Below are 13,124 nucleotides of genomic sequence, written 5' to 3'. Positions count from 1 at the left end.
TGGTTTGTCCAGTAAAGGGGGTACATATCAACACTGTGAGTTCCTTTTTTATTCGATATTGCAAAGCTTTTAATGGAAAAAATAATACTGCTAAATCAGAGTTTTATATCATTTTTTAGAATGGATTATTATTTAAAGAGCACTGTTTACCCCCAAATCCTTCGCACTGTGAAGGATTTTCCAACGGTCCATTTCTGAGCGCGATGTCTCGTATCCTGGAGTTGAACTCGAAAAAGCAGAAACGGCGTCCACTTCCCGAACCGTACGCTGAACGTTTCACGTTCCTTACGTCGCTTCGGTCCAGTGTTCCGTTTCTAAACGCTTTTTCTCGTATCCTTTTATAAAATCGGGGCGAATAAGCGTGCAAATTTTTGTTTGAATTTTTTCCATCGGGATTGTTTATCAAAATAGTCTTTAGTCGCAATTGTACAATTATGTAAGTCTTTTAGAAAGTCTGTTTCTACTTGTCTAGCGACTTCTTCATTATAAATAAACGCATTGACTTCAAAATTCAATCGGAAACTTCTCATATCAAAATTAGAAGTTCCAACTGTCACTAGTTCGCCGTCTACAATCATTGTTTTGGCATGTAAAAATCCATTTTGGTATACATAGACCTTTACTCCGGATTGAATAATTTGAGAAGCATAAAATTCTGTTGCCCGGTAAACAATTGGATGATCTGGTTTACTTGGAATCATAATGCGAACATCCACTCCAGACAAGGCTGCAATCGATAAAGCTTCCTGAACGCTTTCATCTGGAATGAAGTAAGGGGTTTGAATCCACACAGATTTTTTTGCCATGGAAATCATCTTAATAAGTCCTAGTTTAATCTTTTGTAAACTAGCATCTGGACCTGTTGAGACGACTTGAATCGTATTTTGCCCCATTGACTCTACCACAGGGAAATATTCAGGAATGAACTCTCTTCGTTTGTCTTCATATACGGCAGCATTCCAGTCGATGAAAAATCGTGATTGTAGCGAATATACCGCATCTCCCACAATTCGTAAGTGCGTATCTCTCCAGTACCCAAGTTTTCCTTTTCCTAGATATTCATCTCCGATATTAAACCCACCAACATACCCGATTTTTCCATCAATCACAACAATTTTACGGTGGTTTCGGTAATTGATACGCCAGTTAATAAAGCCTAACGAATAACCAAAGAAGGCAACCGTATGTCCTCCTGCATCATGCAGTTTTTTCCAAAATCCTTGTCTAGTCGTACGAGCTCCTAGGGCGTCATAAATGACGAGCACTTCAATTCCTTCTCGTGCTTTTTCAATTAGAAGATCCATAATTTCATGCCCAATCGTATCATCATTAAAAATATAATATTGGAGGTGAATATGATGTTGGGCCTGCTCAATATCTGCCTTTAACTGAGCAAATTTATCTTCTCCTGACACGTACAGAGTCACTTCATTGTTTTCTGTAATAATGGCATCATCGGTTTCTAAAAAGAAGGAAGCTAAATCTTCTTGATATTCATTTTTAAAACGAAACTTGGGAGCACCTATTTTTTCTTTGGTTCTTTCTAAATCTCTTTGTTGCTGTTCGACCAATTCTTGAAGGCCAACTGTTTCTTGAGATTTCATATTAAAAATCCGTTTTTTCCGAATTCTTCTTCCAAAAAAGAAGTAGATGATAAATCCAATAATCGGCAGCATGATGAGCACAATAAGCCAGCCCCAAGTAGCCGCAATTTCTCTAGGCTCCCTAAAAACTGTGATGACTGCCCCAATCGTATTCGCAAGAATGATGAGGTAAAGGAATGAACTAATAAATTCCATACGCTCTCCTTTCTTTTTTAAATAAAAAAGACCACGACGAATCAAGGTCTTTTTATTTTTAATTAATCGTTTAATAAATGAGATTGTTCTCTACGTGACAAGAAACGAGTTCCTTTTGGAATATAAACATCTCTTTTTACGTAAATAAGTGTTACAAAGATGAGTAAAGTCACAGCAAGCGTCACTAAAAAGTTCGTCCCAAATTCGAAAATACCTTGAGCTAAACTAACTTTTTCTGCAGAAAACACTGTTGGAGCTCCAATTCCTGTAGCAATCACATGGAATCCATAACTTACAATAGTCGCAATTAAACTTGCTGTTACAACATTTAATGTAGTAGATGATGTACGCGCATTAAACGCTGTACGAACCGTGTTTCTAGCAAAGAATCCTGAAAGACCTACAAAACCATAGGCCATGAAGGAATCATGTAGAGAAACAACGAGGAATCCTGCTCCTGTTGGATGTAAGAATACATGGAGTAATCCAAAGAGGACACTCGCAATCGTTCCCCAAATTAATCCTTGTCTTAGAGACACAAAAATTAATGGAAGAATCGCTAAATCCACAAAGAAAGGTAGGCTTTCTTGTGGGATATAGGATAGAGCTACTGAAACCACAACAGCTCCTAATACTTCAAGTAAGATTTTTACTGCTTTTGAATTCATTCTAATCTCCTTCAAAATCGTTATTTTTTATAGTTAGAGGCTTCCATAATCATTGGTAAAATGACTGGGCGACGTTTCGTTTTATCGAATAGATAACGACTAAGAGCGTCACGAACCTCTTGTTTTAATCTTGGCCATTCGAAATCTTCACTTGCCAAGTTTTCTTCAACAACATCTGTCACAATTTTTTGAGCTTCCGTTAGTAATTCCTCACTGGTTTTCATATATACGAATCCACGAGAAATAATTTGAGGACCACTCAAAATCTTACCTAGTCTTCTAGAAATCGTCACAACGGCAACAAAAACACCGTCTTCTGATAGAATTTTTCGATCTTTTAGAACGATATTTCCAATATCGCCCACGCCGATTCCGTCGACCAATACATTTCCTGCTGCAACTTGACCAGAAGCATTCATTTGGCCATTTTCAATTTCTACGACATCCCCTTTTCCAGGAATGAAGATGTTCTTATATGGAATTCCTAATTCATTCGCTAATTCCGCATGCGCTAATAAACTACGGTACTCCCCTTGGACTGGAATAAAGAAGGTTGGTTGCAACAAGTTAATCATTAATTTCAAATCATTAGGAGTTGCATGTCCACTTGCTTTTTTACTGTTTGCCATTTCAAACACTTCAGCATCCGCACGATAGATTAAATCCTTCGTACGAGCAATTTGAGTTTCCATCGCAACTGAAGGAGTCGTTGCAATATACACTAAATCTCCTTCGTGCAAGTTTACCTGACGATGACGTCCTAATGCCATCTTTTGAAGGGCTTTAATAGGCTCCCCTGCATTTCCAGTTTCTAAAATAACAAGTTCATTATCTGGTAATTTCTTCATTTGATTGAAAGAAATAATTAATTCTTTATCAGGAACAGTTAATTTATTCAGACTCAATGCGATATTAACAATTTCTTCAAGTTCTGACCCTGTTAGGAAAATTTTGCGCCCAGATTCATACGCTGCATTGATAACTTGTTGAATACGTAAAATATTACTTGCTACACAAGCCACCACAATACGACCTTGCGCATTTAGGAAAGTTTCTAACATCGCTTCAGCAATTTTACGGTCACTCACATTTTCAACAGGACTTTCCGCATCGCTTGAATCACTTAATAGAGCAAGAACATAGTCTTCCCCAACATCTGTAATACGACCAAAATTCGTTTGATATTCCACTGAAGCACTTTGATCGAATTTGAAGTCCCCTGTATATACGATATTTCCTTCGCTCGTTTTAATCACAATCGCCAATGAATCTGGAATCGTATGTGTTGTTTTAAAGAATTTAATCGTAGCACTTGCAAAGTCAATTTCTGTATTTTCAGTAACTTCGTGGTAGTCATTAAATCCTTTCACTAATTTCGAAGATTCAACATAGTATTTCGCTAATGCAATCGTTAATTTCGAACCAAAAACGGGTGCATCAATATTCTGTAAGAAATAAGGTAATGCTCCTACCGCATCGGCATGCCCGTGCGTTAAAAACACCCCTGCAATTCTCTCTTTGTTTTCTTCTAAATAACTGAAGTCTGGGATGACAACATCAATCCCTAGTAATTCATCTTCCGGATAAACTAAACCGCAATCTAGCACGAAGATGTCTTCTTCAACTTCAACGGCATAAAGACTTTTACCGTTTTCTCTCACGCCACCTAGTGCGATGATTTTAATTGAACTCATGATTTACCTCTCATTTTCTTTTATTTACAATTATTTCTTTTAGGCGGACTTCACCACCATATATGCTCTTTTAGAATACCATAATTGTCGACATATTGCGAATTTCAAAGTCCTTCCACGATGCTCTTTTAGTGTGCATTAGAACTCTTTCATTCATTCCTTCGATTCGAAAAAAATCCTTTTAAAAGTCCTAAGCTTCTTACTTTGTTAAAGCAAAAAAGACCGAGAAACTCTCGGTCTTTCCTTTTACTGTTCTTGTACCTTGTCAATCATATCTTGAATCGTTTTTTGATTATAAAATCGAATTTGTTCTTGGATTTGTTCTTCTTGTAGTTTGCCCATAATTTTTCCCATTCGAGAACTTACTAGGCAAGAAGGGTCTGAAGCGTCTTTAAACGTTTTTTCTAGGCGCTCATCTTCAGAAACGAGTATAAAGATGTCTCCTAATTTAATTGTAGAGGGATCTGAAATCCATTGATATCCACCCTGTTTTCCAGCAGCTGTACTCACCCATCCTTTTTTCACAGCTAAACTCATGAGCTTTCTGACAATAGCCGGATTACTACAAGCGTTAAAAGCCAGCTCTTTACTGGAATAACGATTATCATGATGAATCGCTAAATAGGTTAGACAATGAATCATTACGATGAAGTCATTCCCCATTAAATCACCTATTGAATCATTGCGAATACATCATTCAATGCTTCAGCCATTGTTGGATGTGTAAAGATTTGATCGCGAAGAACTGTGTAAGGTAAGTTTGCATTCATTGCAGTTGCAATAATATTAATCACTTCATGTGCTTCTTCTGCAAATAAGGTTGCACCAACGATTTGGTTATTTGAAGCGTCCACTAACACTTTATAGAATCCGACTTGGTTTCCAATAATTTTAGCTTTTGGAATCGCCATTGCAGGGAGTTTGGCAACTTTCACTTCGATACCAGCTTCTTTTGCTTGTTTTTCATTTAAACCAACGCTTGCTAAAGGTGGGTTAATGAAGGTTGCTGTAGGGAATTTCGCACGTTGTTTCGTTGAATAGCTTGTATCTCCCGCTAAGAAACGTTTAACGATACGGAAATCATCTAATGATACGAATGTGAATTGTGGTCCACCGTTCACATCACCCATTGCAAAGATATGAGGGACATTTGTTTGTAAGAATTCATTCACTTGAATCGTACCACGTTCGCTTACAGCCAATCCTGCTTTATCTAAATCTAATCCTTGAATATTTGCACGACGTCCTGTTGCTACTAAAACCGCATCTGTAGTAAAGGCTAAAGGTGTTCCTTCTCCCGTTACCGCTTGAATGATTACTTTTCCATCTTCTTGGTGAACATTTTTTAATTGAATTCCTAAGTTAAAGGAAATCCCTAATGACTCCAATTGCTCTTTAACAGCAGCAGATACATCATCATCTTCACGAGGTAAGAATGTATCAAAGACATCCACTACGGTCACTTTTGTCCCGAATTGAGCATAAGTTGCCGCAAACTCTAATCCAATAAATCCACTACCAATGATAACTAGGCTCTCAGGATATTCTTCCACATCCATAATTGTTTCGCTAGTATGAATATTTCCTCCAATCGTTAACCCTTCTACTGGTGGAACAAATGGAGTAGCACCTGTATTAATAAAAATACGTTCTGCTTTAAATAATTTTTCTCCTTCTGCAGTCTCTACAGCTACAGTATGGTCATCCACAAAACGGGCTGTTCCGTCAATAATCGTTGTTTTTTCAACAGAATCTACTTTATTGTAGTTTGCTTGATTTAATGCAGAAATTAAAGTCTTTTTCTCTTGAACGCTCTTTGCATAATAAGTACTTGCTTCTTCTGTTGAATATTGTTTACGAGCAGCTTTTGTCGCTAATTTTTTAGTTGGAATACATCCAACATTAATACAAGTACCTCCGTACATTGCTTTTGATTTTTCAATAAGGATTGTTTCTTCTCCTTGACTTCCTAAATAACCGGCTAAAGTCTTTCCAGCTTTACCGAATCCGATAATAATATTCTTCACTGAAGTTGTCATATAAATCACCTTTCTAATTGTAATTATTTTTATTACATTTTGAAGTATACACTGTTTTCCAAAAATTTCCAAAGAATCTGCTCACAGTTTTGAAAAAAATTTAAAAGGCACCTACATGGCGTAGATGCCTTCCTCATAAACGTTTATAAAAAAGATTTTAATTGGGTCACTAATTGCTCTAACGCTTCGCCTTTTGGTTGATACTCCTCAGATGACATTTCGTCCCAAGGAACCCACCACACTGGACCTCGACCATTATGACCATAATCCTTCATATCCCCTGATTTTCTTGGAAATAGATGCCAATGAACATGCGCATCTCCATTTCCCAGTAATTCGATATTCATTTTTTCCGCATGAAATGCCTTTGCAACAGCTTCTTGCACAATACTCATTTCTTCGAGAAATTTTAGTTTTTCTTCTGGTTCCATTTGATGCAATTCTGTTACATGTTGTTTGGCTAGGAACAAGGTGTACCCTTTAAAATACTGTCCATCCCCTATCACTACATAACCTGTTTCAAGTTCTTTAACAAAATGCGGATTTCTTCCTTGTTTGATCAATTCAATCCGATCACAAATCAGACACATCTATCTTTTCCTCCTACTTAAACAAATCTGCTTTAATGATTGAATAATAGGCCATATCACAGATACCTTGATTATTCTTACCATATTGTCTCAGCGTTCCTTCATAAGCCATTCCAGCCTTTTGCATTACTTTTCCACTTGCTGGGTTATTTACATCATGTCGGGCACAAACCCGGTTACATCCCGCCTCTTCTAATAAATAGCGACTAACTGCAATTAATGCCTCTGTCATTATTCCTTTTCCCCAGCATTTGCGACTGAGTGCATACCCAATCTCAACAGCGTCAATCTTTTCTTTTACGTGCACGGTATCAATATTACCGACGACCTCGTCATTCAAGACAATTGCCCACTTGAACTGTAGCGGATCTTGATAACCTTCCACCCATCTTTTCAGACTCTCCTTAGTTGTTTCCACAGACTCGTGAGGAAGCCACGTTAGATAATGTGTCACTTCAGGATCACTTGCCCAGTTTTCAAACATTTCTCGTGCATCCTCCACTTGAAATGGTCTGAGGATTAACCGTTTTGTGTGAATTGTTTTTGTTCCTATTGGGTTCATCGATACTCCTCCTAGCTCTCCTTTTTATGGTAGCATAGGTAGTCAACCGCTTCAATATAAAAAAGGAACTAAGCTTTAGATTAGCTTAATTCCTCTTAATTCTACCCTAACTATTTTTTATGGTGTACTATTAGCTTTTTCTGCTCTTTTTATACTTTCTGGGGTAAATTCTCGTTTTTCAAAAATAAATGAATTGATTTCGGTAGTCCCCGTCATGTAGCCTTCATTATCCACATCCTTAATAGTGATAGTGATATGAAGTCCTTTTGGCCTAGTTTCAACAGATACCGTTTTTAGCAACGTTTTTCTTTTTCCTTGATATACATAATCTAAATAGAACGGAGAAACACTTCTTTCTGATTTAGAAATGTCTACTGCTCCTTTTGTTCTAGAATTAGCTGCTAGATTTTTTAAATACACTCGATCCTCCGGAGAGTTAATGTCGTTCTCAGAATATTCACCGATAATCAATTCTTCTATATTCTGATTTGATTGATTGATGATTTCATAAGAAAACAAAGCATCATCATTATATTTTGGACGAGTAAAACTAAACAAAATCCATAATAGCCCGCATAACAAAAGGCTTATCGCAAATTGTAAAATCAATTTTAATAGTTTTTTTGAACCCAATATTTTCATTTCACACCTCGATTAAATGAATATCGGTTGGAGTTTTGCTAGTGATAGTGATTGCTTCTTTATTTACGCATACTATCGAATTTTTTTCTTACTCATTGGATAATGGTTTATAAAATGATCGGTTATCTAAACCAAATACGCGTTCTGAGAATGCTCCTGGTTCTGTCTTATCGAGTGCATTCGACATCATTGTAATCGTCGCATCTAATAAGTCGATATGGTGCAGTACCTCAGCTTCAAGTAGTTGTGGTCGAACTGGAGACCCGTATTCTAACTTTCCATGATGCGCTAACACTAAATGTTTCAACAAGAGAACTTCTTCTTGATTTTCGTCAATTCCTAGTTCTTCGCAAGCTTTTGTAATCTCTTCGTCCATAATCACGATATGCCCGAGTAAGTTCCCTTTCAAGGTATACTCTGTTCCAATAGCCCCTGATAGTTCCATGGTTTTGCCGATATCATGAATAATAACGCCCGCAAATAATAGTGAACGATTGATTTGAGGATATTGACCTGCTATCGATTTAGCTAAACGCAACATGGATAATGTATGGTAACTTAGCCCTCCTACAAAGGCGTGATGATGACGTTTAGCTGCCGGATATTCAAAAAAGGCTTCTTGATATTTCCCTAGAATATTATGGACAATTCTTCTAAAATACGGATTTGTAATCTCAAACATTAATTGATTAAATTCTTCTTCCATTTCATGTTTGGTCATCGGAGCGTGTTCAACAAAGTAGCTTGCAGAAGTCGGCTCTCCTTTTGACGCATCTGTTAGACGAAGACTCACAATTTTGACTTGCGGAGAATTATTGTATAGTTCCCGTTTTCCATTTAAAAGAACCACTTTTCCTGGAACATATTTTTCAATATCTTCAGAGGTTGCTGACCAGTACTTCCCATCCATTTGACCAGACTGATCTTGGAAGGTAAAAGCAATAAAAGGTTTCCCATTTTTGGCCATTCGTACATCCGCAGATTTAATGAGTAGGAAAATCTCAAAGCTCTCATCTACATTATATTCATACAATTTCTTTGTCATAATTGACCCTCTTTCTCTTTAGCTCAACTTTAGAATGTTCTCTTTTGAAATTTCTGTAGGAACTTCCGTAGTAAAGTAAAATACTTGTGTTACACGAGATAGCTCTTCCATTAATTCTATCATAATCGATAGCCGTTCTCTATCAAAGTTTACGAATCCATCGTCAATCAGAACCGGAATTTTCATTTTCTTAGCTAATTGGAAAATAAAGGCAAATCGAATCGCAATATACAATTGGTCCAATGCCCCTTTTGAAAGATAGAAAGCTTCCATCCACTGACCATTTTGCTGCTGTACTTTCGCCTGTGTATCGCTCAAATGAATCTTCGTATATTGTCCCCTTGTTAATCGGCTAAAAATACGACTCGCTTCCTCTACAATCAATGGAACTTTCGTCGGAACCTTTTCATCTAGTTGCTTTAAGATCCATTTTGCAGCATACACTTGAGTTGCCCAATCCTTCATCGCTTCCTGAGCTTCGAATCGTTCAAAGTCCGCTTCCATTTGAAGATCTTCTACCTGCTCATCTTCTTCCAATAGTTCCGCCTTTGTTTGGAGACTTACTAGTTGGTCTCTGACTTCTTTACGTCTACTTTCCAACTGCGCCTTCGTGAAAACCTCGTCTTGAAGTTCTTCTTCAAGCGTTTCACGTTGCAAGCTTTCTTTTTCATCACTCGAGAAAATAGCGACTTGCTTTTCAATATAGGCTCTTTTTTGCGACAAGGCTACTCGATGGTCCAGAGTTGCCAGGTGACTTCTAAAGGCTTCTATCGTTGTAATGCCAAGAGGACGCAAGCTATTTAGCAATTCCTCTCTTACTTCTGTTGCATCTTGTTCTAATTGCGCTAAATGTTGCTCTTTCTTCAGGATACTTTCTTGGAGTTGTTCCATTTTAGCTTCTCTTTTTTGAGAATTCATCCATGCCTCACGAATGATTCCTAGTTGTTGCTGGACAGTTGCCGGTGCAGTGATCTGTTCATTTTTCCAGAAGTCTTGAATTTCTTCTTTAAATGCTGAAAGTCTTTCTTCCAACTGATTCCACTGTGCCTTCTTTTGTATGAAATCATTAACATTACGTCCTTCGTTTCGGCTAATAAAGCGTTTGGCATCTTCTAAGGTCACCTCAATGCCTTTATCCAAGAGAATTTGTTGAACACGTTCATTCTCTTTTTTGCTCTTTGGAGAAATGACTTGTCCGTTTTTTTGTAAAAAGAAAGCTCCTGCAACCCCAAGACCGCTAGCAATGATCACACTCACTAGCACTTGATTGGTTAAAAATCCAACAACAATCATCACGATAATCCCAATCAGCCCTATGAGTATTTCTGTTCGCATCGATGTAGTAGATTGATTTTCCCTTTGCATTGCATCGAATTTGGCGAGTTCGGCCTCTGTAAAGGGTTGAACACCTTCTCTTTGAACACCGATATTTCCAGGATGAGTCTTCAACTCACGTTCCAATTCAAAGGTACGTTCTTCAATAGCAGCCACACTTTGAGCTTTTGTATAAAGTGCTTCAAGCTCTGTGTCTTCTGTAGCTTCCCCTAGAGTTTGAACTTGGTCTTCTGTTCGTTTTAACTCTTCTTTTGTCTGTTCGATTTCTTTTTCAAACGAACGTAAGCAATGATTCGCCTCTATCGCCTTAGAATGGTCATATTCTTTTGGTAACTCGTACTGTCCTTCAATTGCGCGGTATTCTTCCAATGCATCAAAATAGGTATGCTTTTCTTCTAAAGCATCTATTCTGTTTTGAATCTTGGAAAGTTTTGTCGTCAATTCCTCTTCTTCTTGTTGGAGCCCTTTAATAGCATGAAGATATCCTTCATAGAGTGTATTCTCGCTTTTTGTTTGCGACAAACGATTCGTTAAGTCCTCGAGTCGATCGATTCGCTCATTGAGTTCTAGTTTTTTGGCTTGAGGTCGGTATAGTTTATTCGCATCGTTCAATAGACTTTGACTCTGTTCATATGCCCCTTTATGTCCCATGACACTGAGACTATATAAGAAACGATGCATTTCTTCTTCATTACTAAAGACGTTTTGTTGTAACTCCTCCTCATTAAATCCAAAAAGAGAATGGTACTCACTCAATGTTAATTCGTGAAGGATGCGCTCCAGCATAGACTCTGGTAACGCCTGACCCGTTTCGGCCGATTTTAATACTAATTTCTTTTGAGAACCTACTGCAGTTCTTTCAATGATGAGAGACCCTAGTCCTTCATCTTCAATCCACATTCGCCCGCCCCGCGTATTCGTATGAAGTGGCTGATAAGGATACACCCCATTCTTCTTTTGCTTAAAATCAAAGAGCATTTGTTCGATAAATCTTCGAATGGTCGTCTTCCCAGATTCGTTCAGCCCTTGAACGACTTGTAAGTTCGGATGGAAGGTAAACGTCTCATGTTCCCATTTTCCAAAATGATCGATTTCGATTTTTGAAATATACATTAACCTTCCTCCCTTCCTAAAAAGCGAGCTTCTAATAAACGCATCGCACGTTCGTGAATCTCTTCTTGGACATCTTCTTGATGGAGAAACTCCCTCATCCATTGATTGGCAAACCCGCTCTTTGCAATCTCCATTTCAGAAAAAATCGTAGAATCCTTCTCCCCTACTAAAGAGATTCCAGAGACGCCGCGTAAAGGCTCTATCATTCGTTCTCTAATACTCATTACACTCACAAGTGAGCCTCTTTCTTCCAATAAAGAATTCACTACCTGTGAGATTTGCTGTAACTCTTCTCTTGTAAATAGCGACTCTTGTATTTGCAAAAAGACTGTAACGAGGCTACGTTTTTCTACTTTTGGAAGATCCTCTACAATGAGATAAGGAACAGTTTCCAAACGAGCACTTTCTGTAATCCTTATTGTGACGTCCATCCAATCCATTGTACTCGTCTCAATAAAGTGAATCTGTGGAGGCCGCCCTGAAGTGATTTCGACTAAAAACGCTCCTTTTTCTCCACTCTCAGATCGGTCAGCTCCCTGTGTCGTTCCACTATACCAAGCACATGGATTCTGTGATACTTCTTGGCAATGATGAATATGCCCTAGCGCCCAGTAATCATAGTTTTTAACTCTTAATTCAGGAATTGAAAAAGGAGCATAGCGCCCACTGGAAGAAGTCACCTCACCATGTAAAACCCCAACATGAACATCACAGTGTGGGCTCTTGATAGGATACTCTTGTACTTTTCGTTCAGGGATAACAGGAATATCATAACTAAATCCACTAAAGGCCACCCGTTCTCCCGTTTTTGTTTCTAGTTCAATTGTTTCAACAGTACTTCCAAAAGTATAAATGTGGTCTCCTGACACATAAGGAGTCCCCGCATCATGATTGCCAAGCGCTAAAATAACAGGAATCCCAAAAGGAGCCAGCCGATTTAGTTGCTGTTGAAGAAACAACTTTTCTTTGATAAAGGTCCGTTGGCTATCCAATAAATCTCCTGATAAAACAAGTGCATCCACTTCTTCTTCAATGGCTTTATTTACAACTGTTTCAAAAGCATCAAAGGCAGCCTGTTTTAACTCCCTTGCGATCTCACGATGATTCTTTCCAATGCCTGCATAAGTAATCCCCAGATGGACATCTGATGCATGGATCAATTTGACCATTCTAGTTACTCCTTTCTTTTCTTCAAAAAAAGCATATTTTCCTGAACCGTCTGTTGTGCGTTCAAAGAAAATATGCTTTGGATCGATTCTTATTAAAACCGTTTGATTGAACTATTTACCATTATAAAGCTCTTGAAGTGGATTTGTAATGATACGGTTAATGTCTTGCATAATCGTATTCAAACGTTGCTCCGCTTCCATCAACGCTTTAATATATTCATTTTCGCTCACTTTTTGTCCTAATTCTTGAGCTTTTTGAATATCTTCTTCCGTAATTTCTTGTCCTGAATATTGTTTTTGTTGTAATTCGATATTCACTTGACGGAATTCATCGAATAATGCTTTTGCTGTTTCATCTGCTTCAATGGCTTCGAAGCTTTCTTTTACAGTTTTGAATTCAGCTAAATCACGCAAATCACGTTCTAATTGGTTTGCTGTATCATAAATATTACTCATCTTTCATCCTCC

Annotated in this window: 12 protein-coding genes; all 12 read right to left on the bottom strand. The window is 37.9% G+C overall.

Annotation, left to right across the window (positions count from 1 at the left end; translation table 11 throughout):
- Positions 1-338 precede the first annotated feature (338 nt).
- Positions 339-1,799 carry a cardiolipin synthase gene (gene cls / locus HMPREF3103_RS02000; RefSeq protein WP_083278695.1) on the bottom strand — a complete coding sequence of 487 codons (1,461 nt, stop codon included), beginning with the start codon at positions 1,797-1,799 and terminating at the stop codon, positions 339-341.
- A gap of 62 nt (positions 1,800-1,861) precedes the next feature.
- Positions 1,862-2,467 (bottom strand): energy-coupled thiamine transporter ThiT, encoded by a 606-nt coding sequence (locus tag HMPREF3103_RS01995; RefSeq protein ID WP_049555803.1) that lies wholly within the window; start codon positions 2,465-2,467, stop codon positions 1,862-1,864.
- Between the two features lie 20 nt (positions 2,468-2,487).
- Positions 2,488-4,161 carry a ribonuclease J gene (locus HMPREF3103_RS01990; protein ID WP_049555804.1) on the bottom strand — a complete coding sequence of 558 codons (1,674 nt, stop codon included), beginning with the start codon at positions 4,159-4,161 and terminating at the stop codon, positions 2,488-2,490.
- Between the two features lie 246 nt (positions 4,162-4,407).
- On the bottom strand, positions 4,408-4,824 hold the full coding sequence (locus tag HMPREF3103_RS01985) for an RrF2 family transcriptional regulator (RefSeq protein ID WP_070437029.1): 417 nt from the start codon (positions 4,822-4,824) through the stop codon (positions 4,408-4,410).
- Positions 4,825-4,832: 8 nt separating this feature from the next.
- Positions 4,833-6,200: an FAD-dependent oxidoreductase gene (locus HMPREF3103_RS01980; protein WP_070437028.1), complete on the bottom strand. Its 1,368-nt coding sequence runs from the start codon at positions 6,198-6,200 to the stop codon at positions 4,833-4,835.
- 143 nt (positions 6,201-6,343) lie between these two features.
- Positions 6,344-6,790: an HIT family protein gene (locus HMPREF3103_RS01975; RefSeq protein WP_070437027.1), complete on the bottom strand. Its 447-nt coding sequence runs from the start codon at positions 6,788-6,790 to the stop codon at positions 6,344-6,346.
- Between the two features lie 13 nt (positions 6,791-6,803).
- On the bottom strand, positions 6,804-7,352 hold the full coding sequence (locus tag HMPREF3103_RS01970) for a GNAT family N-acetyltransferase (RefSeq protein WP_070437026.1): 549 nt from the start codon (positions 7,350-7,352) through the stop codon (positions 6,804-6,806).
- Positions 7,353-7,469: 117 nt separating this feature from the next.
- Positions 7,470-7,994: a hypothetical protein gene (locus tag HMPREF3103_RS01965; protein ID WP_070437025.1), complete on the bottom strand. Its 525-nt coding sequence runs from the start codon at positions 7,992-7,994 to the stop codon at positions 7,470-7,472.
- Between the two features lie 88 nt (positions 7,995-8,082).
- Positions 8,083-9,039 (bottom strand): 3'-5' exoribonuclease YhaM family protein, encoded by a 957-nt coding sequence (locus HMPREF3103_RS01960; protein WP_070437024.1) that lies wholly within the window; start codon positions 9,037-9,039, stop codon positions 8,083-8,085.
- A gap of 18 nt (positions 9,040-9,057) precedes the next feature.
- Positions 9,058-11,487, bottom strand: a complete 2,430-nt coding sequence (locus tag HMPREF3103_RS01955) for an ATP-binding protein (protein WP_049555810.1) — start codon at positions 11,485-11,487, stop codon at positions 9,058-9,060.
- Positions 11,487-12,656: a metallophosphoesterase family protein gene (locus tag HMPREF3103_RS01950; protein WP_049555811.1), complete on the bottom strand. Its 1,170-nt coding sequence runs from the start codon at positions 12,654-12,656 to the stop codon at positions 11,487-11,489. Before HMPREF3103_RS01950 ends, HMPREF3103_RS01955 begins: the two co-directional genes overlap by 1 nt.
- Before the next feature lie 111 nt (positions 12,657-12,767).
- Positions 12,768-13,112, bottom strand: coding sequence for a YlbF/YmcA family competence regulator (locus tag HMPREF3103_RS01945; RefSeq protein WP_005604985.1), 345 nt, complete (start codon positions 13,110-13,112; stop codon positions 12,768-12,770).
- Positions 13,113-13,124: the final 12 nt, after the last annotated feature.

The sequence above is a fragment of the Granulicatella sp. HMSC30F09 genome (assembly GCF_001806915.1).
Taxonomy (GTDB): Bacteria; Bacillota; Bacilli; order Lactobacillales; family Aerococcaceae; genus Granulicatella; species Granulicatella adiacens.
The sequence above is the reverse complement of the archived record's forward strand: the minus strand, read 5'-3'. Positions and strand labels throughout refer to the sequence as shown.